The organism is Candidatus Bathyarchaeia archaeon (assembly GCA_038883335.1).
Taxonomy (GTDB): domain Archaea; phylum Thermoproteota; class Bathyarchaeia; order Hecatellales; family Hecatellaceae; genus JAVZMI01.
Window position 1 is genome coordinate 19,498 of the sequence record JAVZMI010000010.1, and the last position, 21,765, is coordinate 41,262.

Consider the following 21,765-nt stretch of genomic DNA (forward strand, 5'->3'; position numbering starts at 1 on the left):
TTTGTTTGTTATTCATGGTCATCTGCAATGATGAGAGCCCTTCTCGGGGGCTCAATGTAGGAGCTTTTGGCGGCTGAGGGGGATACTCCCCTGCCATAGTGTGGGAGAGCAAACCAAAGGAGCAAATAACCATGGCCAATGCAGGAGACGTGTACACGTTAGGCATAGTGTTGGATCTCAAGGCAGGCGGAGCCATAAATAGGGGCAGCCCAGTCAAGATCGGTACAGCAAACGGCAAAGTCATCTCCGCTACAGACGGCGCAGACCCTATAGGTGTAGCTTTGAAGGCTGCTAGCGCCGATGGAGACCCAGTTCCTGTGCTCATCTCTGGCGCAGTATACCTGACAGCCTCGGCAGCCATCGCAAGGGGCGCAGCCGTTCAGCCTGCTGGAAACGGCAAAGTCAAGTCTCTAAGCGACCAAGCAGTCGATGAGGGCGGCACGGCAACTTACACCGTATACTATAACAAGAAGCTAGGTAAAGCGCTTGAAGCAGCCTCAGCAGATGGGGATGTGATCCTTGTGCAGCTAGCTCTCTAGGGTGATGGATATGAGAGAAGCGATTGCAGGTGTGAAAATTTGGAAGGAAGACCTTGCAGTTCGACGCCTAGAGGAGAGGCTACGAACTCCGCTCATTTCGGGGATGGTCATTCAAGACGCGCAGAGGGTTCTCCGTGAGAGGTTGAGCACGGCCCTCAGAGATAGGCGATTGAAGGAGGTTCTAGTAAGCGACCAGAGCCAGGCTACTGCGAAGGTGCTTGATATAGTATGGGAGGCAGCGAAACCCCGCCTAATAGGGAGGGAGCTAGTCCAGATATTCGCTAAGGACGACCCCTCACTTAATATCCCAAAGCACTCAACCCCCATAACCGCGAAATACCCTGTTGCAGAGGGTGCAGATGTACCTATCAACATTGGAGCCTTCACATCGGTGACATTGACACCAGAGAAGTCAGGCGTAGCAGTTCCGATCAGTAAAGAGATGGTTGAGGATGCGGCGTGGGATGTTATCGAGTTTCAGTTGGCTGAGGCTGGGCGGGCAATGGCGGAGGTTGAGACTGAGAAGATTATAAGCCAGATGATTGCCGATGCAGGCAATAGTACCCCAGCTGGAACTACAGGCACTCTCGCCTATGATGACCTTGTAGGGGTTCTCGGAATGATTCAAGCGGACAACTTTCTCCAGGACTATATCCAGACTGGTAAGGGCTATCTCGTGGTTCATCCAGATCAATATGCAGACCTACTGAAAGACGATAAGATAAGGGACACCCACGTCTTCGGCGGAACTGTAGCCGTGGCTCCCACGGGACGCATAGAAACTATTCTAGGTCTCAACGTGAGGGTTACCACCAAGATCCCCAGTGGGACAGCCTTAATAGTTGACGCAGAACATGCTGGGGCTCTCTTCATCCGCCGCGACATAACTGTAGAGAACTATGATGACCCCATAAAAGACCTTGCAGGCGCCGTCTTGACAGCTAGGTGGAAGTATGCGACGATGCAGCCAAACGCTATAGGTAAGGTTACAAACTGTTAAGCCTCCTGAAGAGCTTAGGGTCACCCTAAGCGAAACCCAACTGTTTTTCTGGGTCGAGGCTTGGAAGATGCCAATTAAAACTGGGCGATGCCCCAAATGTAGAACCCGCTATTACCAGCGGTTTGACGGTGTATACATCTGTGAATGCCAAATCACGAAAAAAGACGGCAGCCTGATGTCCGCCTATCAACCGGTTGTTGATAGCCTCACCTATGGCTCCAGAGCCATGAATGCCGTCAGAAACGCTAAGGATAGGAATCAAAGAGACTGGCGTATCCGCTTCTGGGATGGTACAGTGAAAGATGAAGATGCTCGACCCTTAGAGGTGAGGCTTAAGCCTTGGAGGTGAGACTTAGTGGGATACACAGACATCGCAACAGTCAGAGCACTGACAGGAGTGACCTCGACAAGCGTCAGCGACCTCGACATAGCTGTCTTCATCGAGGCGGCTGATGCGAAGATAGAAAAACTCCTAGGCGTGTTCTCTGCGCCTCACCCCGTGTTAATCAAACGCCTCTCAACACTTTTGGCGGCAATAGACACAGTCCGGCGTATACCAGAATGGAAGCAGCGCCAAGAGGAACTTCAAGCATGGGAGCGGGAAGTGTGGGAGATCTTCGAGTTATATGGCGGAGCTGCCCGGTTTGAGAAGACCTGAAGTGCTAGGTGTGTGAAATATATTGTTGACAGTTCCCATACCCGCAACTTTTGAAGACACCGTTTGGCTAGCTTTCGGTTTCACGTTCGCCAGGGCATTCGGGAAACGATTCGACCAAGATGTCCAAAACTCAGAGTGGTTCAAGTGTCTCAAAAATTGGCAGAGGTGGCTGGTTCAACGTTTGCTGGACTTCACTCATCATTGGCAGTGGGGGGCTTTGTTGATGCTCTACGCCCCTTGGACCACTGTCTACTGGTTTGGGGTGGGAGTATTCTTGGACGACATACCTGACATTCCTAGGAGAGTCAAAAACTACTTCACACCAACTGTGCTAAACAGCCAGCGACATGTAGGAGGTAGCGCAGTTGAATCTCGAGGACCCTAAGACTACCATAAAGTCACTACTGAGTTACAATTGGGATGTCACCGGTGTAGGCTTCACGCCAATCTTTAGCGACGAATGGTATAACCCTAGAGAGATGTGCCCTCAAGTTGTGGTTAGTCACATCTCAACGCCTATCTGCTATGTTGGCCTCGGGGCTACCAAGCGCCGCTACGAGGGCACATATGCTGTGGATGTGTGGGCGCAGGGAGATGGCGAGAAGCGTTGGAAGATGAAAGAGGAGGTCGACAGGATAGTACACCTTAGACGGAGGACACCGGGCGTGGGCCTAACCTTTATCCGTATCTCAAGCTGGCGTGACATGGATGAGTTGGATAGAGCGCCTAAGATCTTCCGCAGCCAGATCCAACTCGTACTCCTCTACTTTAAGGCTTGAAGTTATCTGCCCCAGCATATCGGAGTATCCCCAAGCACCACATGTAATCCCAACGGCTAACTCAGCAAAAATCAAGGTCACAGTTTATGTGACAATCAATTGGAGGTGAAGAGATAAGATGAGCAACACTAGAGCTGGTTTCGAGGTGGCTGAGGCGATGTATATAGCAGAGTCAACCTATGGGGCGACGCCAACCAGTGGAGAGTGGAAGAATATCTCTCTAGTTACCTCTCTAACGCCCAGAAGCATCCAAACTCGACGCGACAAGATTGGCATCGGACACCAGCAACCCAGCGCGTTCATCCTCACAAAAAAACATGCCGAATGCAACCTGGAGCATACACTACTGAAGAAGACGGTAACACCACCTTGGGAGTGGACCGACTTCTACACGTACATAATCGGAAGTGGCCTCAGCCTAGCCAATAGGGTAGACTCTTTCAGTCTAGGCTTCAAACTGGACTTAGCTACGGATGAGTTCGGCAAGATCGCGGGGTGCAAGATTCGGGAATACGAGATCTCCGGCACTTTAGGCGAAGAGATTAAAGGTCGAGTAGCAATTCTAGGTCAAGCCTACAGCTATGACAACAGTGATTACGTCAGCGGCACCGCCACCCGCCAGTCACCGCCAACAACTGACCCCATCACTTTCGCGGATGTAGACGTAGCATATGGCTCCACGCCTACGAGCATCACTGGGCGCGTCAATTCATTCAGCTTCACCCTGAGCCGTGAGCTGAAGTTCTTGGGCTCTGACACCACGACGAAGACATTGTACCGCCGCTTAGAGGAGCAATCAAGGGATATAACCGCCGAGGTAACACTTGACTTCGACAGCACTTCGGAGCTTAATGATTTTCTGAGCGATACAAGCTTTACGCTGAGGTTCGACCTGCCCTCAGGTTCAGGTGGGCGCCGGGTAGACTTGACTGGTGGAAAATGGCTTAACGTAGATCAAGTCTTCCGCGAAGTTGACCTTGTTGCGCTGAGGTTGAAGGCAAGGTTCACCGGGATGAGTGTAAGCGTCATTAGTTAAAGGTGCAGGGCGATGCGTGAGAAGACAGTCGAGATCGAGGGTCAACGTTTCACGATCAAAAGATTCACACTCGGCGAGAAGGGTGAGATCTACGATAAGGCCGCGGAGACAGATGCCCAAGGTCGAACGCGAATACGTACCAGAGAGCTGATGATCTATACGCTGGTCTACGGCGTCAAGGAACCTAAACTTACACCAGAAGCAGCCTCAGCACTTGACGCTAACATAGGCGAACGCCTCTTCGCGGAGGTCACAGCTTTCAATGGGGTCCCTTTACCGAAGCCAAACGCCTTCTGAAACTCTACCGAACCGGGCGTCTGACCATGAGCTATCCAGAAGACGCCAAGCTAATCCTAGTCCACCTCTTCGGGCGTGAATACGGTTGGAACCCTGAGGAAACCCTGAATCTCCTGGCGCACGACGCAGAGGTATTGATGTTACTCATCGAGGAGGATAAACGACAGTTGGCGGAGGCTACACGGCGCGTTGAGTGAGTTTACTATAGGGGTGAGGGGGTTAGAGGAGGCTCTCCAGCGCCTTGAGATTAAGGCTACGAGGCTCCGCAAGGAGCTCCAAGCATTACTCCATCAATCCGCTGAGAGGGTCGTAGGTAACGCCAAGGCTCTGGCGCCAGTTCGCACCGGGCACCTCATGGATTCAATCAGGATCCTTGGCGAGGGTGATTTGGAGGTTACTGTCGGCTCAGAGGTTGAGTATGCTGGCTATGTGGAGTATGGAACCTCGCGTATGCCAGCCAGACCCTACCTCCGATCGGCGATAGCCTTGGAGAGGGAGAACCTTGTGAAGGCGCTTCAAGCGTTGGCAGCCACATAGTCAAGCCTTATTCAGGGGGGCTCACGATAGAACTTCCGAGAATAAGTAGGAGCGCGAAGGTACTGCGGCAGGCTCAGGCATAAGTCATGTAACTCTTACACAGTCATCTTAGCCTCTTCTTCTCTCGACTTCTCCACAACCTCTTTTTTGTCTGAGAGCGCTTGTAACCGTGCAGGAGTTGTCTTACAAAAAATTGTCAGGCCGAGGCTGGGCAACAGTAAGGCTAAGCCAGCTCCGAAGAACATGACACCCATAAGAATTACGAGAAACCACATCCCGAGAGTCGCAGGGCCGCTTGCTATGAGGACAGTAAAGTATCCACCTATAAGCAAAAGAGCTACCCCTGCTACGGCGCCGATGAAATTGATTGTCTTCAACTCTTCCCTTAAATTCGTAAACTCTGGAAGTTAAAGGGTTTTCGCTATGAGTAGCTCAATAGAGTTCACCATCAAAGCTAGAGATGAGGCTTCAGCCCAGATTAACGCCGTCTACGAGGTTATGGCCAAAGGCAAGAACGTCACCGCAGAGGTTCAAGCACAGTTCAAAGAGTTCAGAGCTGAACTTCAAGCACAACAACAAGCCCAGAGGACTTTAGAGCAGAGTTGGCTTCGAAACCATGAATGCCTCATGAAAGGCGCGGCTCTGATGGACAATTTTGCCACCCTAGGCCGACAAACCACCCAGATGCTTACTCAATACAACACTGCCGCCTTCCGCCTTGAGAGGACCCAACGTGATTTGGCGGACGCTCAAGCTGATGTCAACCGCCTTGAGGCAGCGGGTCTAGCCCACACAGCACAATACACCCAGGCTTTGACACGGCTCCAAGATGCACAGCAACGAGTTAATGAAGCAACCATGTATTACCAGGCTACCGTAGCAGGCTTGGTATTCCAGATACCCGGCTTCGCTCAGCAGGTTTTCAACATAGTGAGAGCGTGGGAGAACTATAAGATAGCAGCTGGCGGCGCGGTGACTGTTACAAAGCTGTTAAGCTCAGCCTTCGTCTCAAGCCCTTGGGGTTGGGTCGCACTCGCCATAGGCGCCATCGTAGTTGCCTTATATGCCGTCACAGATGGGTTCAAGAACTGGAAGTCCGTAATAGACGCCGCCAACCAAGCCATACAATGGTTGCTCATGCCGGTTAAGTGGTTGATGGACGCTTTGGCACCCTTCATCCCCGCAGCAGCCGAGGCTAGAAGGGCTCTGGAAGATTTCCGCATAGAGGCTGTTGGTGTTGCTCTTGGCTTAGATAGGCTGGTTGGAGGGACAGCTGCGGCCACTCCAACCTTGGCCGACTATGCCCAAAACGCCAACCTAGCGGCAGAGGCTACAGAAAGCCTAGATAAGGCTGCTGGGGAGGCTGCAAGGCACCTTGAGTCTTTGGAGGAGTTTGTATTCCGTGAGTTTACAATGGCGTCAGACCAGTTCCGCTTCGACTTGGAGCACTCAGCGACGAGTCTCCAGAATCTACTGGCGTCAGGTACCGCTAGCGCGATAGCTGAGGCCAACCAGCTTATTGAAGCATTTGCGGAACGGTGGAGTATAGGTTGGGATGAGGCCCGGAGAGTTCTCACCGATCGAGTCTCTGAGATGCGGCGTGAATTCACTATGGCGATGGAGGAGATGGAAGCACAGGCGTCCCAGTCCATTTCAGCCATAAATCAGATTAACGACACCATCGGTAAAGGCGAAGCCAAAATGCGTGAGGAACTTCTAGGTAGAGGCTTCCATGAGATAAAGCCTGGCTACTACTCTCAGACACCTAAGAGTGAGCTTGTGGCGCAGATAAGGGCGAGTATGGCGCAGGCAGAGGCAGCTGGTATGACGGAGTCAGCCGCCGCTTACGGTGCGTTCTTGGCGTCGATACCTGCCCAGTACGGCTTCGAGGGCACAGTCACACGTCCAACCCTATTCCTAGCCGGCGAGAAGGGACCGGAGCACGTCCAAATCACACCTATGCCATCACCCCCAAGAACCATACGGATAGAAAACACTATCCACATAGAGCGTGTCACAGTTAACGATGAAACTGATCTCAACCGCCTCCGCAGAGCGGTGGAACAAGGGATACTCAGAGCTCTTGAGCTGCAAAGAGGCATCTCAGCCTAGGTGGTATAAAGATGGCAAACTACCAGGTGAAGCTCGGCGGAGTGGAGAGAGTCTTTACCTATCTAGAGGTGGAGGAGAGGATCAGCTCGGCGGATACAGCTAGGGTAGAATTGGCCGAGATCGAACCCATCTCCTTGGGTGACACTTTTCAGATCTACCGTGATGGGACGTTGGTCTTTGCGGGGAAGGTAAATGTCCTCGACGCCAGTTTCGGCCTTATGGGTGAGAGGCATGGCCCTAGCGGTCGAGACCTCTCCGACGCCTTATTCAAGCTTCTGACAGGCTCGCAGAGCTGGAGTGAGACCGATGTCAAGACAATAGTTCAGACCCTCTTCGCCGGTACAGGTCTCACCGAGGGTTACATCACAAATCCCTTCAATGTCTTCCACCGTTGGCTTCAAACTTCGGACAGTGACTTCGGCGGTGACACTTTGACGAGGCTGGTGGTGAGCGGCTCAGGCTCGGATGCGAAAGTAATATTCGATGATACGGCGGCAAGTGCAGAGGTAGACCAGTACTATTACACTTATGATACTTGGAGGAGCATGAGGAGCTATTATCTTACGCAGACGTTTACACCTAGCTATAATTCGAAACTCTTCAAGGCGCGGATCCAGGTCTACAGTTACGGTAACAATGGGGCATATTCGATCACGATGAGAGTGAAGGCTACAGACACCTCAGGTAAACCTACAGGCTCAGACTTGGCTTCTGCGACTGTTACTGCACCGAGTTCAAGTGGTTATCATTGGCTTACTTTTACTTTTGCGTCTCCGCCTACGTTGAGTGGGGGAACTAAATATGCTCTGGTTGTTGATAGGAATAGCTCGCTGCCTTACGATCTATGTTGGCTTTTACATAGCTCTTACGGTGCTTATGGTGGAGGCTCAGCAGGCTACTCGACTGATGGCTCAACTTGGAATATGAGTGTTTATGATGATCATGTGTTTGAGACTTACAAAACGGCTATGAGCGGTAACATACGGTCGGTTGGTATTTCTCCTTCAAGTCTGCAGGGTTGGTTGAAGTTTGACGCTGGTTACGTTAGGCCGAGTGGTACGAATTTGACATTTGACATTTTGGATAACAATAATAACGTTATCAGCGGTTACGGTGGGATAACTACTGATCAGTTGCCTAAAGACATAAGCGGGATAAATAAAACCACATACCCAACAATCAAAGTTAGAGCTAACTTCACAAGGACAATCAACACCGTCACGCCGGAGCTCCTTAACTGGACAGTGGAATACTATAGTAACTGCATCTCGCTGACAGTTGATTACGAGTACAGGATCGAAGCCATTCGACGCCTTGCGGATATAGTAGGGGCCGAGTTCTACGTATCACCCGAAGGCAAGTATTACTTCCTGAAACAGCGTGGGACAGACAGGTCTGACACCATAATCTACCAGTCGGGTGTTAACGCTGAGGAGATACAGAGGGCTCCAAGAAGCAATCTACGCCAAGTCAAGAAGATAATCGTGATAGGGGCTGGCGCTGGGGCTGAGAGAATCATGCAGACTCTGACGGCGGACGGCTACGTGCCTGGTGACCCGGAGATGGTGTACATAAACAAAGACATTAGCTCGACGGATGAAGCGATAAGCGCTGGACAAACCCTCCTCAACCTTCACAAAGATCCACAGGAGACTATTACGGTGAAGACTAAGACTCATTTTAACGTTAGCCCCGGTGACACTGTAAAGATCGTTGACGCTCATATGGGGATTAACGGTAAGTATCGGATACAGCTAAAACGATGTAGGTATTCGCCTCTGGAGGGTGAGAGTTTCGAATTAGAGTGTAGCCAGCAGTGTCGTGAGCTTTTCGACGAGTTGCTCCGCATCGGTGAGCTGGAGAGGTGGCTTAAGTGAGTCGGGATTTGAAGAGGTGAAAGGTAATTTGCGGCTCCGCAATCCTTTAGATCGGTCATATGTAGTCACTGTGAAGGGTGTTGAGTATCAATTTCCGCCTCGCGGCGAGATTGAAGTGCCGGATGATGTAGGAGCCGTAATATTGGCGAACCCTAGAGTGATGCGTATTCTTATGACAATAGAGGCCGATCCCTACGCCTCTGAGATTTCAAAGTTGAAGGAAGAAGTGGCGAGTTTGGATGTTCGGGTGAAGAGGTTGGAGAGCGAGGTTGCAGCCTTAAAGGTGGGGTAAAATGAGACTTGGAGACCGCGTATTCGACCCTGAAGTTTTTGAAGAGATTACACGGCGGATAAGCGTCGTCAAACCAATTCCAGGTCGCTCAATAGGGTATAAGGAGGATTTAGGGTGTGAGGGTCTCTCATGGAGGATCGCGTGCACAGTCACTCAGGCGGATTTATACAGCGAAATTCAATGCTTCCGCAATCTGCTTGGCCGCGAGGTGGAGATGGATGAGTTCTATGATACAGCAGACTGGAAGGGGCTAAAGGTTACAGCTGATGAGACTTCAACTGAATACCGTTTGATGAATGCGGAGTTGATGGTAGCGGTAGACAAGGCCACGAAAGCGGTTATTCGCTTCTACAGAAATGAAGGCACGCCTGCCTCGCCCAGCTGGGTCCTCTACGGCTACCTTGATCTGCTGAACAGCGATTGGTCAACCACACCTAACCCAGCCGTGAAAAGTGTGCAGTTCAGTGCTGATGGCTCAACTTGGAAGGACAGATTCTATGAGGCGTCTGGCAAGAGGCGGTTTTCACATCGTGGGTTTATGCGGCTGAGTTGGGAGTCTGATGCCAACTACTGGCGTTGGGCAGTCAGCCTCGAGGATGGAAAGTTTCATGTATTAATCGAGTTCGCACAGAGCACTAGCTACACCTACCGGTGGCGGTTTATACCCGGCACCGGTCTCGCTGATCGTCTCAGCGCGGAGATAAGTGGGGTCATGCAAACGTGGACGGTGACCACGGATCCCATCAATATGGAGTCTCTAACCTTTCCACTCCTAACGCTGTACAGGAGCCAGACTGGCTGCAGGATTGTTGCTGTGAATCCTTTGAATAAGCCTACGAATGTCGGTCTCAGCCTCGTCGAAGGGAATGTTAACTGGGTTAAGTTTACCAGGAGTAGCTTCGCTGTGGTCCTCAGCGTTGAGGATGGCTCCACTACAAACTTCCTCACAGACAATGGCGCCGAGAGACTTCGTTGGAAGGCTAAACTGGCAAATGTTAAGTACTCGCCATCTGATGTCGTTAAAGGGCCGAAGATGTGGGAGATCACAACTGGCGCTCCAACTGTTCTCTCGACGGACTTCGCCTCAGAGAAACTGGAGTACTTCGCCTTTAATAGATATGCTAACTTTGTTGATGGTTCGTCTCCAGCGGCAATTTACACTCTTGCTTCTGGTGATTACAGATATGTCTCCGCTGCTAGTTCAACTACTTTGGTGGTCAGTGATCCTTATGGTGTCCATAACGTGATGTTTATAGGTGAATTGACAGTAACCCGCCATGCTGGAGCGCCCACCCTCGCCAGCTTAGCCTTTGAATTGACTGAGGTTCAGATTTCTTGATCTTGTTAGCCGCTTAGGTGTGGGCTTGGGAGTGAGGTTATGGGGGGGAGGTTTTTGGGAGATAGGTTGCAGGTTGTTACGTTAAGAGCAATGTCGCCTTAGCACAAACCTACTTAAGAGCGTGATCAACCGAATCTTCTACCAGCATCTGGAGTATATTGAATCAACCCGAGGTTTGTGGTTTTTTGGTTTTTCGATTATCTTTATATGTTGGTTTGCGGTTATAGGGTAATCGGTGTCTCTTTCGCGGCTGCCCTCATCTTGGGGTTATCTTTGCTGGATAAACCGCGTCTGAGGTCGGGATGCATAGCGAAAATCCCAACAAAGGGAATTGAAAGGAGATCATTTCGTCTAAAAGGCTCTGAGGCAGCCCTTTTTGGGATGCATAGCGAAAATCCCAACAAAGGGAATTGAAAGCCTCCGACAAATCCAAAGTTGAATCAACCATTTTCCACGACGATGCATAGCGAAAATCCCAACAAAGGGAATTGAAAGCATTGGTGTTCCTTCTCGCGCGGGCGAATATGTGCGTTTCGGATGCATAGCGAAAATCCCAACAAAGGGAATTGAAAGACTGTGAAAGAAACAGAGGAGGAAGAATGAAGAGATGCCAGTTCTAGCGAGTTTAGCTAGGGAAGGTTTTGAAGTTGAGATAAAGCGATAATAATGGTTAGATTTTTAACTCTAACGGCATATGAAGATCTGTTTTTTTAAGCTAGAACCTAAAATCCTCAAAAAAAAGTAAATGTACGTCGGATTATAATCCGATGCATTTTACAATGCTCTTCTACGAAATTTCGATTTTGACAAGCAAATGTATAGGGCGATGATGATTGTTGCAGAAGATATTTATTATTGGCGGATTACGGCTTAAAGCACTTAGAGAAGAACGCGGAGAAACTCCTTAACAGAGAGGACTGGAATGAGCTTATCTCTTTCTATTATTACTAGTGACGATAAACAGGTAATACACAGGCGCAGAGACGAAACTAAAGGTAAAATAGGCAAACCGTTTTCACCATTGCCACAGGAAAGAAACCTTATTAGCACATTACCAAACCTTATACCATACCCACAAATTGAAAAGTAGGAGAACGCCACATGGCTAAATTCAAGCTGATAATCTCAGACAAATCCGGTAAAACCCAGACCGTAGAACTTGAAGGCCCTAGAGCAATACCACTCCTCGGCAGACGAATCGGAGAAGTCATCGACGGCTCCATCGCTAACCTCGGCGGCAAAAAGCTACTAATCACCGGAGGCACGGACAAAGATGGCTTCCCGATGCGTAAAGACATCCAAGGCGGAGTGAAGACAAAAATCCTGCTAAGTAGTGGCGCAGGCTTCCACCCCTCTGAACCAGGCTTAAGAAGACGTAAAACCATCAGAGGCAATACCATAACCGAGGACATAACCACAATAAACCTTAAACTAGTTGAAGAAGAAGCACAACCTCAAGCTAGGGGATGAAAATGACCAGTACCCCAACCTACGAATATAGTATCACAAAGGATAACTTCAACCCTCTACTGGAACGGAGAGAACTAAACTTCGAGATCTACCACCCTAACGCCCCTACACCCACGCGGAAAGAGGTGAAAGAAAAACTCGCCGCGATTATAAACACAGACCAAAGTACAATTCACATCGCAAAGATGGAAACTAAGAGAGACTCGTGGGCGACAAAGGGCTTAGTTTATATCTACCTCTCCCAAAACAAAGCCAAACTTCTGACGCCACATTATCTAATAGAGCGAGAGACACGTAAAGGCAAACCAAAAGAGACAGGAGAGAACAGCCAACCAAAGGAGACAGCGGAGAAGAGAGAGACATCTAAGGTCAAGGAGGAGAAGACCAAACCTCCAACTAGATAGGCTCAACCTTCATTCAGCTGTTTCCTTATGTATTCTGTGTAACCGCAACCTCCGCAGGACCATCGCGGCGGGGCTTGGTGCCTAGCCATTAACTTATCGCAACGGGGACACTTCTTCCCTTTCAAAACTATCTTCCCACTCTTATAATCATACTCGTAGATTTGCCATAACCCCCTTTTCTTACCGCTACTTTTCTCCTTCTTACCTTCCTCAGCCATCAGACAACCTCCATCCTCGCAATTATATTTCTCACTAGCTCCTTCTTCCTTTTATCTACTTTGACAACCACTAACCCTTCCCCAGGTTGACCGTAAAGAACTAAAGAGCCAATGGGCGCATAGAGAATAGCTGGCAAAGCTAAAAGATCCTCTTCACCAACAACAAATATACCTGTATCAAACGAGCATCTAACAGCTTTACGAACCGCCTCCCTTGCCTCACCTGTCAAAATCCCTCTCGGATTAGTAACCTTGGCTATCTCCTCCACTGGAGGTTTAGGCTGCGCGGTCCTCTTTCTACAAGACTGCCCATCAAAGATATAGACATGAGCCCTACCCCCAGCCGCCAAGAGAGCCTTAGAAGACTGATCGCCTACAGCTATGACCATTGGGCTCCCACCCCCCGCCTCCAACCTGCTAAGAACAACTTTGACAGCCTCCAACATCTCTCCGCGTATCAACTCATCAAAAGGCTTCCTCAATTCTTCCCGCATCTTCTCGGGCAGTCTCCTTGTAAGGAGCCCCATCACCTCACCTTTAACGCATACCTGCCAGCTTTAGTTATCCCAGCTTTCTTAGCTATCTCTGAATTCTCAGGATCTATAATAATCAGAAGACCGGAGTAATCCTCGGTCAGGAACGTATTCTTACAATTCGGGCAGACGCTACCATACACTAGGAGACGACAGTTCCTGCAAGCCTTCTCCTTCAACAGGGTCACCCAGCCTTCCTAGTAGGCTTCTCCACCACTTTCCCAGCCGGAGCACCTACTCTAGCCTCAGCCACTTTAAGGTCTTCCTTGATCCATTCAAGCTTTCCAAGGAAAGGTTGCCTCGTGGTAATTCCAATTTTTCCGCTTGAGCCACCCCTCGCCATACTAACGGCGGTAATTCTGGCTCTCACCTTGTCCCCCTTTGATAACTTTCTACGAGTTTCCTTCCCAACCAGTAAACCCTGCTTCTCATCATAGGACAGATAATCATCCATAACCTGGGAGATGTGGAGAAGCGACTCAACAGGCCCTACTCGGACGAATGCGCCATAGTCTCCAATCTCTATCACCTCCCCCTCGACTACCTCCTGGATCTCAGGCTTATAGGTTAACAGTTCAAAGTTCACAGAATGATAAGTCGCCCCATCCCCTGGGAGGATTCTCCCGATGGGTTCAATATCCACAGAGACAACGGCGATCACATAGCCCAACTCCTTACTGATAATCCCTTCATATCTCTTGATGAGCTCAGACAGAGCAGCTTCTTTTAGGTTCTGCGCGAACTTCTCCGGCGGAATTCTAATGCTATCCTGACATTTTACCAATGTGAACATTAAATCAGCCCGCCTCCCTCCACGGCAAGGTGGGATCTATCCCTGAGGTAGATCACTGGTATACTAATATTTCTTAACCTTTTCCTGAGCTCCCTATCGGTGGTCGCCACAACCAACCCTGAACCACTCGCAACCCTCAATATAAAGTCATCAACAGACTCCCCCGGGTGCTTCGACACCTCCAAGCTCTTGCACCTCTGGGCTAGCTTCAGAGCTGAAGACGCTTGCCGCCTAACCTTAGGACTGCCCCCTACAGCCAAGCTCTTCAGCTCTTCAAGTACCGGTAAGGGTAATATAGGTTCAACCTTTGCAGCCAAGATACGTTCCATCTCATCGAATATGTCAATATTAAACTGTACGGGTATAAATAAGAAGTTCGAGTCCAATAGGACTTTAATAGCTATATTACTTCACCTACTACATGATGCAATTGCATTTAGCCGAAGGATTCAAGGCTGTGAAGACTGAAGTTGTTTCCTTGCAGAGGGCAACGGGGCATCTGAAGTAGTTAAAGATGTTCCGATACATATCTATGCGGAGATTTTCTCTAAGGCGCAGACGCCTGTCAGCAGTTCTCTCTTCAGCCAAACCGAAAACCTCCAGATTCCGACCGAGCTTCGCTGCGTATTCTGCTGCAATTGGAAAGTAACGGATAGTCCCTAGGGTTACCCTGCTTATCGGAAGACACGTTAGCCTTTTAGCCAGCTCCCTGTAGGCGGCGGCCCATCCTTTAATGGGTATCATAGGGTCTACCCTAACTCTCACCTCATAGCCAGCCTCAGCAACGCGGGCTAAGGCTTCCAAACGGCTCTCAACGCATGGAGCTCCAGCCTCATACTGTTCAGCAACCTCTGGGGCGTTGATAGAGAAGCTGACGACAGTTTGGTTGTTGTGTGCTAAGCCTAGAAGATTTCCAACGTTGTCGGACTTGGTTAGGAGGAGTAGTTTATGTTTCTTCTGCCTCGCGAATCGTAGGATGAGTTTCACCATCACCCTGTCGGTTATGGCTAAACTGTCGGTAAGCTCACCTGTGTTAAGCATCTGGGGGGGCTCCATTGACAGCCAACCATCCACCTCTTCAAGTAAGTCATGGAAGTTTATGTATACGACTGGGTTTACTCTCCCGCGGAAGGTCCCCTGAAGATAGCAATATGAACAATGGTATGGGCAACCGTTTGCCCATGCTATGTGCCAGAAGTGAGGGCAGATTATGCCTTTTGGTGTTTTATTGAAGTACCGTATAAAGGGTCCCCTACGTTCCCGTATTTCATAGCCTGGTTGGGTAAGGTATGCTTGCATCTTCGTGACTGTTTGCATACTACACCAGCTAATATTTAGGTTGCGGTTTGAAAATTAACTTCAATGTGATAAAAATCGAAAGCTTAAATTTACTCCAAGTTGGGTTCTTCATCTAGACATTTCAAGGGTGTCTGGGGAAAGGAGATTTCATGGAGGATGAATGGGTAAAGTCAGTTAAGGCTAAGATGGAGGAAGTACGCCGACTTGACCCTAAGGATCGTCTACAATACGCAGCAGCCTGTGCTCAGTGCGCTAGCGCCATTTATAACTCGATTGGAGGTTGGATGACTTGGCTTACCAACCCTGTACTCCTCAACGACTTCGACGAAAAAACTCTTAGTGAGTTCTTCAACTTCTTCAAAAAGTTCACGTTGGAGTTCCTAGAGTTTGACATAAACGCAACTCTTAAAAGGAGACCCGATAAGAGAGGGATAATCTGAGTTTCTCAGCTGATCCGCCTCAAAATACGACGAGTCAAATCAAATATACCAAGTCCACACACTTCAATTTCCGGCAATTCTGGTGAGCTGATGTTGAAGGCCGTTATTATGGCAGGAGGTGAGGGTACACGCCTCAGGCCTTTAACTTCCACCCGTCCTAAACCTATGATAAGCGTTGTCGGTAAGCCGGTAATGGAACATGTAATAGAACTCTTGAAGTTGCACGGTTTGAAAGAGCTGGAGGCTACTTTGCATTACAGAGCTGAGATGATACAAGATTACTTTGAAGACGGTTCAAGGTTTGGGGTTGAGATCTCCTACTCAAGGGAAGAAACTCCACTCGGGACCGCTGGCTCAGTCAAGGCAATCGAGGATAGACTTGATGGTACATTCCTTGTAATCAGCGGAGACCTCTTGACAGATTTCGACTTGTCAAAGATTATGCATCTCCACAAAAAGAGGGGGGCCCTAGTTACCATAGGGCTAACCAGAGTGCCCAACCCTCTCCAATACGGTATAACGATGGTTAATACAGATGGGTGGGTGGAGCGTTTCCTTGAGAAGCCTAGCTGGGGGGAGGTTTTTACCGACACCATAAATGCTGGGATATATTTAATTGAGCCTGAGGCTTTGAGGCCTCTGGGAAAAGGTGAAGTTTACGATTTCAGCAAGGACCTTTTCCCTATGCTCCTGAAGAATAAAGAGCCAATACTTGGGTGCCTACTCGAAGGTTACTGGTGCGATATAGGCGATATTCAACAGTACATGCAAGCTAACTACGATGCGTTGTTGGGTAGGGTGAAGCTGAAGATACCTGGTCGTGAGGTTGAAGAGGGATTATGGATTGGAGAAGGCGCCGAGATCCGCGAGGGAGCAGTTATTGAGAGGCCAGCATACATAGGTAGAGATTGTTTAATAAAGAGATCTTTCGTGGGAAGGCTCAGCGTCATCGCAGATGGTGTGACTGTATACGAGCGGGCTACTATAAAGAGGTCGATCGTCTTGAATAGAGCAATAATAGAGCCTGGTGCAGAGCTAATAGGTTGTATTGTTGGTGAGAGGTGTACCATAGGTTCACATGCATCAATATATGACTTAGCCATCATAGGAGATGATAGTTCAGTTGGAAAGGGCGCGGTGGTGAACACTAATATTCGTATCTGGCCTCGCAAGGTTATAGATGAAGGATCTACCTTAAGTGAAGACTTGCGGTGGGGCGAGAGATGGACGAAAGAACTCTTCGGTCCTTGGGGTCTCTCTGGGCGAGTGAACATAGATTACACGCCGGAATTCACTGCGAAGTTAGGAGCAGCTGTTGGGACCTTATTTGGAAAGGGAAGACAGGTGGCTGTTGCCAGAGATACAAGTAGATGTTCAAGGATGGTCGAGAGCGCCTTGACAGCCGGCCTATGCTCCACTGGGGTGGATGTGCATAACCTTCGCGTATCACCTACACCAGTTGTGCGCCTCTACGTTAGAAAGCATGGTTTGGCTGGTGGGGTCTTCACCAAGGTTACGCGATTAGACCCTATATCAGTTAATATCCAGATCTTCGATTCATCAGGCATTAACCTCGATAGGAACTGTGAGAAAAAGATACAGGATATTCTCTCAAAGGAGGATGTCCAGCGGGCTGCATATGATGAAATTGGCACACTCGTCCATCCCGCTGGCTTCGAGGAAGATTACTTAAAATCCCTAGAACACTTCGTGGATTCTGAGATTATCTCGAGGGCTAGGCTGCGCGTGGTGGTTGATTGCTCGAATGGGGCAGGCTCAATCCTTATTCCGCGTTTACTTAGTAATCTAGGCTGCGAAATTATACCATTGAATACTAAGTTCGACGGATCTGTTAAGCCTAATACCCACGATGAATCGAAGGAGACTTTCGCTGAGATCTCAGAAAAGATTAGAGAATTCCACGCAGAGATAGGCGTAATTTTCGACACAGACGCAGAAAGGATAGTGATCTTTGATGAAAGCGGGCGAGCTTTGTCTGGTGACACAGCTCTGGCTTTAATGGCCAAAGTGCTCTTAAAGGAGTGTGGAGGTGGAAGGGTAGCGGTGCCAGTGACGGCTTCTCAAGCCATAGAAGCTATCTCGATACTTTACGGTGGAAGCGTAGTGAGATCAAAGTTTGGAGCTTACCACATTCTCAAGGCTGCCCAAACCGCTGGAGTTGTTCTTGGGGGTGATGGACATGGAGGCTTCGTATTCCCTAACTTCCACGGAGGCTATGACGGGATTGCCGCCTTGGTTAAACTGTTGGAAGCTATGGCTAAGAGGATGCAGTCTCTCTCGAATATGATGAAAGATATACCTACCTTCACGAAAGTTGAGGTGGAGGCTGCTTGCCCTTGGCAGCATAAAGGGAAGGTCATGAAGGCTCTGATAGAGGGTGCTGAAGGCAGCCGTATCGATACCACTGATGGGGTGAAGATTTTTCATTCTGATGGGTGGGTTGCCATGATTCCGAGTTCAGAGAAGCCTGTTATAGTGTTATGTGCGGAGGCAAAAAATAAGGATACCGCGGAGGCTTTGGTCTCCAAATATAAGGCTAAGATTAGTGAATTGGCGTCTACACCTTAGGTGGAGTTAAATCTGGGAGCTAGTTAGGGCTTCAACTTTTCTCTTGCTGAGAAGTAGATGCTCTCTATCATCTGAGAAGACCTCCAATGTTAAGGTTCCATCGTAGCCTTTACCTCTCAACCTAGCGATCAACTCCTCGTACTTAACCTTACCTGCACCCAAAGGGAGATGACTATCCCTATCCCCAAAATTGTCGCTCAGATGGATGTGCCCCAGCTTATCAAATAGCTGTTCGATAAAGATGAAAGGCGAGGTCGACCCCCCAATATTGGCGTGCGCAAAGTCAAAAACAAGTTTCAACCTATCTGTATTAAACTGCTGAAAGAGAGACTTAAAGTCTCCAGGTTCAGTGAAATAGCCTAGAGGGGGTGGGGGGAGGTTCTCAAGCCCCAAAGTTATGCCGAGATTATCTGCTTTAGATAAGAGTGCCTCTAGTGACGAGATCAGATTGCGGATGGCGGTCTCTTTGGTTATATTGGGTCTGAGGTATCCTGGATGAACCGTTAAGAACTTGATTTCCAGTAAATACGCGACTTCCAGGGCTTTGAGGAGCTCTTTAAGGCTAGCTTCCCTTACAGTGTCGTAGGCGTCGCAGATATTGATGAAGATTGGTGTATGGGCTAGTCTTACTAAGGGGTAGCTGGATAGGAGACCTAAGATGTCCTCTATTCTTTTGTTTAGGTGTTCGGGTGTGGAGTTTGGATGTTCTATAGAGATCTCTATTCCGTCAAATTTGTGAAATGCGGCGAATCTTATCTCGTCAAGGATGTCAAGAAAGGGAGATGAAGCCATGCAGATCTTCATAGTACTCGACCATAATTAGGGTCTGACCGAGTTAAGACTAGATAACATTTGCAAGTTTACTTTCTGGTAATACCAGTTAGGTATCGTTAGTCTACTTGGCACTTTAGTAGAGTGAACTAGCCAACCTTCAGTGTTAAATGTGCGGTGCACGGCACTCTCACCGCAGGCTTAGATGGTAGACTCCTCACTTTGAGGGAAAGACCTTGTAGGTGTAGGCTTCTGTGCCATAAGTCTCTTCATTCGGTTAGTGAGTATGTCGAAGATTTGAGGTAAGTCCCATCCAGTCTCTGAGTATGTGTGCAATTCTTTCGTCGTCTTGATAGCCATGTCCACCTCATACCTTCTACGCCTCTTGCCCTCCACTGGGGCTGAGTCTTTGATAGTTGCTCTAGCCTCCTCGATATCTGGGAAGTGTCTCTTTAGTAGGCTCACTGCCCTTCTGAACTTAGCTTTAGCCACTTCAGCCTCGAAGGGGTCGTCTGGCAGCCCTACGATGTATATCGGTATATCCTCTGTCTCAGGTTCAACTAGCAGTTTCATGTAATCTCTGTGCGTGATAATTCCTTGGAGCTCTTCCCTCCACATTGTTGCCAATGTATATGTTCCTTTTTTGTCCAGCATATCCCTTAAGACCGTGAGGATGTCGTCCTCCAGTTCGCAGACCAGAAGTTTCCGGTCCATCAAATCTCTAACTGGAAAGTTCAACTTCTTCTGCCCCTCCAAGCCTCTTACACCCCTCTCAACACCTTCAGGCGGGAGCATACTTACAGCTATATGGTTTGAGGTGATGATGCCCACTAGCTTGCGCCCACCTAATGTTGGGAGGTGGTCGATTCTCTGCTTGACCATGATGTTCCTAGCCTTTGATACGGGGTCTCCCTCATCGACGGTGATCGGGTTTGCTGTCATGATGTGGCGCACCTTAATTGTCGTCGAGGGTAGATTCTTCAGAGCGTTGAGTATGGACAGAGAGTTAACTTCGCCGGTTACCTCGCCATCTTCAACTATTGGAAGGGCGCGGATTCTGTAATTCATCATTATACGAGCCGCCTCAGCGACGCTACTTCTGGGCGAGAGCTTCGGCACATATTTCGCCAGTGTCCTAATCTTAGCCTCTAGGTTAGAGGCGGAGAGGAGGTCTCGGGCTGTAACCATCCCTAACTTACCGCCGAGTGGGACGAATACCTCGTAGACGCCGAGGTCTCGGAGGACGCCTAGCATCTTAGATATAGTTGCCGTAGGAGGTAGAATAGCTGGTTCGCTTTGAAAACTGCGAACCTCTGAGAGCTTCAGACTTTCCAAGAGATTGACCTCGCGCTCATGTATAGCGTGATCTCAAATGAAGAGCCTAATATTCGATGTGAACGAACCTATTAACTCTATGCTTAACATCTTCACAATGCAAAATTAACATTCTTCTCATCGCGGTAGCCTTAGTATTTTTCGCGGCATACACTTAACTCTTATACTTAAACCTTAAATTGGCTAGCCATGGAAGTCCATCTCACGTGTGGCAGGCTGAAGTTGCCTCAGAAGAAACTTTCATTGAGCCCTTATAACCTGTAAGTTCAATACTCGGTTTGAGCGGTGGAGTAGCATCGACACTAATTGATGTTCTTCTCAATGTCACCCTTATTCTAAACGTATTGGATGGGAGAACCTGTTTTTACTTTGAGGTGGTTTCTATTTGAAGTGAAGTTATGCTCCGGCTGGCTTCTCCTCCGCGCTACTCGTCGTGGGAGTTGCTGTTTGGCTGATTTTGGACTCGATCGCTTTGATCTTCTCTTCTAAACTTACAACCTTAGATTTGAGATCTTCAACATCGGTTTTTAATGTTTTTACTATACCTGTTGGGCGGGCTGCGGTTTTCTTTGCGGGTTTCGTAACTTTTTTCCCAGTTTTTTTGACTTTACCAACCAAAGGTATCAGCTCCTTCTAAATTTTCTCCGCCGATAATGGCGTTCTCTTTTTAATTCTTCATGGAAGCCAATTTAAAGCTTAGCCTCAAAATTTTAGAGGACCTCAACGTCTACTCGGAAGCTTTATCTACTAAACTTCAATGTATGCCTTTACGGCTAAACTTGCGAGTATTCAGGTGTGGCCGCCGTAACGTAGCCTGGCAGCGTACAGACCTCCATACAGAGGGTGTAAGCCTGTGGAGCCTGGAGGCCGGGTTCAAATCCCGGCGGCGGCCCTCAAATCGACCAACTTCCGCCTTAGAGGTGCACGTGAATATTACATTTAAAGGTTTAAGTTAAAATGTTATTTCTGGTGTGGGCCGGTGGCGCAGCCTGGTATGCGCGTCGGACTTGCAAGCGTGGCTCTTAGCCGAGAGATCCGAAGGTCCCGGGTTCAAATCCCGGCCGGTCCACTAAACTGCATGTAGTTTTTTGGTTTTTCGATTATCTTTATATGTTGGTTTGCGGTTATAGGGTAATCGGTGTCTCTTTCGCGGCTGCCCTCATCTTGGGGTTATCTTTGCTGGATAAACCGCGTCTGAGGTCGGGATGCATAGCGAAAATCCCAACAAAGGGAATTGAAAGTGTTTGATATGGCCATACTCGGCCTGGGTGAGACACGTTGAGGATGCATAGCGAAAATCCCAACAAAGGGAATTGAAAGCAAACATGCCAGTGGTTTACCCCTTTTTTAACGGTTATACGATGCATAGCGAAAATCCCAACAAAGGGAATTGAAAGTAATATTTAGTGGCGGTTTACCTATGCTAACATCGTGCGGGGTCTCCAAG

The 21,765-nt window shown here is 48.9% G+C and carries 28 protein-coding genes, 2 tRNA genes and 2 CRISPR repeat arrays; of the genes, 20 read left to right on the plus strand and 10 right to left on the minus strand.

Going from position 1 to position 21,765, the window contains the following annotated elements:
• The first annotated feature begins 131 nt into the window (after positions 1-131).
• The 10 genes from QXJ75_05615 to QXJ75_05660 all read left to right on the plus strand — a co-directional run bounded on the left by QXJ75_05615 (position 132) and on the right by QXJ75_05660 (position 4,846).
• A complete protein-coding gene (locus QXJ75_05615; GenBank protein ID MEM3737542.1) occupies positions 132-539 on the plus strand; it encodes a DUF2190 family protein in 408 nt (135 codons plus the stop codon).
• A gap of 10 nt (positions 540-549) precedes the next feature.
• Positions 550-1,539, plus strand: coding sequence for a phage major capsid protein (locus tag QXJ75_05620; protein MEM3737543.1), 990 nt, complete (start codon positions 550-552; stop codon positions 1,537-1,539).
• Positions 1,540-1,606: 67 nt separating this feature from the next.
• Positions 1,607-1,888, plus strand: a complete 282-nt coding sequence (locus QXJ75_05625) for a hypothetical protein (protein ID MEM3737544.1) — start codon at positions 1,607-1,609, stop codon at positions 1,886-1,888.
• Positions 1,889-1,894: 6 nt separating this feature from the next.
• Entirely contained in the window at positions 1,895-2,197 is a 303-nt protein-coding gene (locus QXJ75_05630) for a hypothetical protein (protein ID MEM3737545.1), read from the plus strand.
• A 22-nt stretch (positions 2,198-2,219) separates the two neighbouring features.
• On the plus strand, positions 2,220-2,582 hold the full coding sequence (locus QXJ75_05635; protein ID MEM3737546.1) for a hypothetical protein: 363 nt from the start codon (positions 2,220-2,222) through the stop codon (positions 2,580-2,582).
• Positions 2,563-2,976, plus strand: coding sequence for a hypothetical protein (locus tag QXJ75_05640; GenBank protein ID MEM3737547.1), 414 nt, complete (start codon positions 2,563-2,565; stop codon positions 2,974-2,976). Before QXJ75_05635 ends, QXJ75_05640 begins: the two co-directional genes overlap by 20 nt.
• A gap of 118 nt (positions 2,977-3,094) precedes the next feature.
• Positions 3,095-4,012: a phage tail tube protein gene (locus QXJ75_05645; GenBank protein ID MEM3737548.1), complete on the plus strand. Its 918-nt coding sequence runs from the start codon at positions 3,095-3,097 to the stop codon at positions 4,010-4,012.
• A 12-nt stretch (positions 4,013-4,024) separates the two neighbouring features.
• Positions 4,025-4,309, plus strand: a complete 285-nt coding sequence (locus tag QXJ75_05650; GenBank protein MEM3737549.1) for a hypothetical protein — start codon at positions 4,025-4,027, stop codon at positions 4,307-4,309.
• Positions 4,310-4,335: 26 nt separating this feature from the next.
• Complete coding sequence (locus tag QXJ75_05655; protein MEM3737550.1) at positions 4,336-4,506, plus strand: hypothetical protein; 171 nt, start codon at positions 4,336-4,338, stop codon at positions 4,504-4,506.
• Positions 4,499-4,846: an HK97 gp10 family phage protein gene (locus QXJ75_05660; protein MEM3737551.1), complete on the plus strand. Its 348-nt coding sequence runs from the start codon at positions 4,499-4,501 to the stop codon at positions 4,844-4,846. The genes QXJ75_05655 and QXJ75_05660 overlap by 8 nt, the downstream gene beginning before the upstream one ends.
• Before the next feature lie 95 nt (positions 4,847-4,941).
• On the opposite strand, the gene QXJ75_05665 is transcribed toward QXJ75_05660, so the two are convergent.
• Positions 4,942-5,223: a hypothetical protein gene (locus QXJ75_05665; GenBank protein ID MEM3737552.1), complete on the minus strand. Its 282-nt coding sequence runs from the start codon at positions 5,221-5,223 to the stop codon at positions 4,942-4,944.
• Positions 5,224-5,269: 46 nt separating this feature from the next.
• Between QXJ75_05665 and QXJ75_05670 the strand changes: the two genes are divergently transcribed.
• The 6 genes from QXJ75_05670 (at position 5,270) to rps24e (ending at position 12,340) form a co-directional block, all read left to right on the plus strand.
• Complete coding sequence (locus QXJ75_05670; protein ID MEM3737553.1) at positions 5,270-6,958, plus strand: hypothetical protein; 1,689 nt, start codon at positions 5,270-5,272, stop codon at positions 6,956-6,958.
• A gap of 11 nt (positions 6,959-6,969) precedes the next feature.
• Positions 6,970-8,835 carry a hypothetical protein gene (locus tag QXJ75_05675; GenBank protein MEM3737554.1) on the plus strand — a complete coding sequence of 622 codons (1,866 nt, stop codon included), beginning with the start codon at positions 6,970-6,972 and terminating at the stop codon, positions 8,833-8,835.
• Positions 8,836-8,863: 28 nt separating this feature from the next.
• Positions 8,864-9,127: a hypothetical protein gene (locus QXJ75_05680; GenBank protein MEM3737555.1), complete on the plus strand. Its 264-nt coding sequence runs from the start codon at positions 8,864-8,866 to the stop codon at positions 9,125-9,127.
• Position 9,128: 1 nt separating this feature from the next.
• Positions 9,129-10,466 (plus strand): hypothetical protein, encoded by a 1,338-nt coding sequence (locus QXJ75_05685; protein MEM3737556.1) that lies wholly within the window; start codon positions 9,129-9,131, stop codon positions 10,464-10,466.
• A 300-nt stretch (positions 10,467-10,766) separates the two neighbouring features.
• Positions 10,767-11,039: direct repeats of the CRISPR family, unit length 38 nt; unit sequence GGATGCATAGCGAAAATCCCAACAAAGGGAATTGAAAG.
• Positions 11,040-11,567: 528 nt separating this feature from the next.
• Entirely contained in the window at positions 11,568-11,936 is a 369-nt protein-coding gene (locus QXJ75_05690; protein MEM3737557.1) for a 30S ribosomal protein S6e, read from the plus strand.
• A gap of 2 nt (positions 11,937-11,938) precedes the next feature.
• Positions 11,939-12,340, plus strand: a complete 402-nt coding sequence (rps24e, locus tag QXJ75_05695; GenBank protein MEM3737558.1) for a 30S ribosomal protein S24e — start codon at positions 11,939-11,941, stop codon at positions 12,338-12,340.
• Positions 12,341-12,342: 2 nt separating this feature from the next.
• Here rps24e and QXJ75_05700 read toward each other — a convergent pair whose 3' ends face one another.
• Genes QXJ75_05700 through QXJ75_05725 form a run of 6 tightly spaced genes read right to left on the minus strand, consistent with a single transcriptional unit; the run spans position 12,343 to position 15,201 of the window.
• The gene (locus tag QXJ75_05700) at positions 12,343-12,558 is read right to left on the minus strand and encodes a 30S ribosomal protein S27ae (GenBank protein MEM3737559.1); all 216 of its coding nucleotides are present in this window, start codon (positions 12,556-12,558) and stop codon (positions 12,343-12,345) included.
• Positions 12,558-13,085, minus strand: coding sequence for a DUF359 domain-containing protein (locus QXJ75_05705; protein ID MEM3737560.1), 528 nt, complete (start codon positions 13,083-13,085; stop codon positions 12,558-12,560). Before QXJ75_05705 ends, QXJ75_05700 begins: the two co-directional genes overlap by 1 nt.
• On the minus strand, positions 13,085-13,273 hold the full coding sequence (gene spt4 / locus QXJ75_05710) for a transcription elongation factor subunit Spt4 (GenBank protein ID MEM3737561.1): 189 nt from the start codon (positions 13,271-13,273) through the stop codon (positions 13,085-13,087). The genes QXJ75_05705 and spt4 overlap by 1 nt, the downstream gene beginning before the upstream one ends.
• A gap of 2 nt (positions 13,274-13,275) precedes the next feature.
• Positions 13,276-13,884, minus strand: a complete 609-nt coding sequence (locus QXJ75_05715) for a DNA-directed RNA polymerase (GenBank protein ID MEM3737562.1) — start codon at positions 13,882-13,884, stop codon at positions 13,276-13,278.
• Positions 13,884-14,270, minus strand: coding sequence for a 30S processome protein Utp24 (locus QXJ75_05720; GenBank protein ID MEM3737563.1), 387 nt, complete (start codon positions 14,268-14,270; stop codon positions 13,884-13,886). Before QXJ75_05720 ends, QXJ75_05715 begins: the two co-directional genes overlap by 1 nt.
• Before the next feature lie 31 nt (positions 14,271-14,301).
• Positions 14,302-15,201 (minus strand): hypothetical protein, encoded by a 900-nt coding sequence (locus QXJ75_05725; protein ID MEM3737564.1) that lies wholly within the window; start codon positions 15,199-15,201, stop codon positions 14,302-14,304.
• Between the two features lie 131 nt (positions 15,202-15,332).
• Here QXJ75_05725 and QXJ75_05730 point away from each other — a divergent pair, with 131 nt between their 5' ends.
• Positions 15,333-15,623, plus strand: a complete 291-nt coding sequence (locus tag QXJ75_05730; protein ID MEM3737565.1) for a DUF2153 family protein — start codon at positions 15,333-15,335, stop codon at positions 15,621-15,623.
• Between the two features lie 90 nt (positions 15,624-15,713).
• Complete coding sequence (locus tag QXJ75_05735; protein MEM3737566.1) at positions 15,714-18,212, plus strand: sugar phosphate nucleotidyltransferase; 2,499 nt, start codon at positions 15,714-15,716, stop codon at positions 18,210-18,212.
• Between the two features lie 6 nt (positions 18,213-18,218).
• Here QXJ75_05735 and QXJ75_05740 read toward each other — a convergent pair whose 3' ends face one another.
• From QXJ75_05740 to QXJ75_05750, 3 genes are all read right to left on the minus strand, one after another.
• Complete coding sequence (locus QXJ75_05740; GenBank protein ID MEM3737567.1) at positions 18,219-19,016, minus strand: sugar phosphate isomerase/epimerase family protein; 798 nt, start codon at positions 19,014-19,016, stop codon at positions 18,219-18,221.
• A 168-nt stretch (positions 19,017-19,184) separates the two neighbouring features.
• Positions 19,185-20,318 carry a CBS domain-containing protein gene (locus QXJ75_05745; GenBank protein MEM3737568.1) on the minus strand — a complete coding sequence of 378 codons (1,134 nt, stop codon included), beginning with the start codon at positions 20,316-20,318 and terminating at the stop codon, positions 19,185-19,187.
• 396 nt (positions 20,319-20,714) lie between these two features.
• The gene (locus QXJ75_05750; GenBank protein ID MEM3737569.1) at positions 20,715-20,936 is read right to left on the minus strand and encodes a hypothetical protein; all 222 of its coding nucleotides are present in this window, start codon (positions 20,934-20,936) and stop codon (positions 20,715-20,717) included.
• A 180-nt stretch (positions 20,937-21,116) separates the two neighbouring features.
• On the opposite strand from QXJ75_05750, the gene QXJ75_05755 reads away from it, so the two are divergent.
• Together QXJ75_05755 and QXJ75_05760 are read left to right on the plus strand one after the other, a co-directional pair.
• Positions 21,117-21,210, plus strand: a tRNA-His gene (locus QXJ75_05755).
• Positions 21,211-21,291: 81 nt separating this feature from the next.
• Positions 21,292-21,387, plus strand: a tRNA-Ala gene (locus QXJ75_05760).
• A gap of 134 nt (positions 21,388-21,521) precedes the next feature.
• Positions 21,522-21,715: direct repeats of the CRISPR family, unit length 37 nt; unit sequence GATGCATAGCGAAAATCCCAACAAAGGGAATTGAAAG.
• The last annotated feature ends 50 nt before the right edge of the window (positions 21,716-21,765 follow it).

What these genes read in the sequence shown, in the direction of transcription:
- QXJ75_05700 (MEM3737559.1), bottom strand. Translation starts at nt 12,558, where the DNA reads ATGGCTGAGGAAGGTAAGAAGGAGAAAAGTAGCGGTAAGAAAAGGGGG.
- QXJ75_05645 (MEM3737548.1), top strand. Translation starts at nt 3,095, where the DNA reads ATGAGCAACACTAGAGCTGGTTTCGAGGTGGCTGAGGCGATGTATATA.
- QXJ75_05615 (MEM3737542.1), top strand. Translation starts at nt 132, where the DNA reads ATGGCCAATGCAGGAGACGTGTACACGTTAGGCATAGTGTTGGATCTC.
- QXJ75_05670 (MEM3737553.1), top strand. Translation starts at nt 5,270, where the DNA reads ATGAGTAGCTCAATAGAGTTCACCATCAAAGCTAGAGATGAGGCTTCA.
- QXJ75_05690 (MEM3737557.1), top strand. Translation starts at nt 11,568, where the DNA reads ATGGCTAAATTCAAGCTGATAATCTCAGACAAATCCGGTAAAACCCAG.
- QXJ75_05625 (MEM3737544.1), top strand. Translation starts at nt 1,607, where the DNA reads ATGCCAATTAAAACTGGGCGATGCCCCAAATGTAGAACCCGCTATTAC.
- QXJ75_05735 (MEM3737566.1), top strand. Translation starts at nt 15,714, where the DNA reads ATGTTGAAGGCCGTTATTATGGCAGGAGGTGAGGGTACACGCCTCAGG.
- QXJ75_05705 (MEM3737560.1), bottom strand. Translation starts at nt 13,085, where the DNA reads ATGGGGCTCCTTACAAGGAGACTGCCCGAGAAGATGCGGGAAGAATTG.
- QXJ75_05650 (MEM3737549.1), top strand. Translation starts at nt 4,025, where the DNA reads ATGCGTGAGAAGACAGTCGAGATCGAGGGTCAACGTTTCACGATCAAA.
- QXJ75_05715 (MEM3737562.1), bottom strand. Translation starts at nt 13,884, where the DNA reads ATGTTCACATTGGTAAAATGTCAGGATAGCATTAGAATTCCGCCGGAG.
- QXJ75_05730 (MEM3737565.1), top strand. Translation starts at nt 15,333, where the DNA reads ATGGAGGATGAATGGGTAAAGTCAGTTAAGGCTAAGATGGAGGAAGTA.
- rps24e (MEM3737558.1), top strand. Translation starts at nt 11,939, where the DNA reads ATGACCAGTACCCCAACCTACGAATATAGTATCACAAAGGATAACTTC.
- QXJ75_05685 (MEM3737556.1), top strand. Translation starts at nt 9,129, where the DNA reads ATGAGACTTGGAGACCGCGTATTCGACCCTGAAGTTTTTGAAGAGATT.
- QXJ75_05620 (MEM3737543.1), top strand. Translation starts at nt 550, where the DNA reads ATGAGAGAAGCGATTGCAGGTGTGAAAATTTGGAAGGAAGACCTTGCA.
- QXJ75_05725 (MEM3737564.1), bottom strand. Translation starts at nt 15,201, where the DNA reads ATGCAAACAGTCACGAAGATGCAAGCATACCTTACCCAACCAGGCTAT.
- QXJ75_05655 (MEM3737550.1), top strand. Translation starts at nt 4,336, where the DNA reads ATGAGCTATCCAGAAGACGCCAAGCTAATCCTAGTCCACCTCTTCGGG.
- QXJ75_05675 (MEM3737554.1), top strand. Translation starts at nt 6,970, where the DNA reads ATGGCAAACTACCAGGTGAAGCTCGGCGGAGTGGAGAGAGTCTTTACC.
- QXJ75_05740 (MEM3737567.1), bottom strand. Translation starts at nt 19,016, where the DNA reads ATGAAGATCTGCATGGCTTCATCTCCCTTTCTTGACATCCTTGACGAG.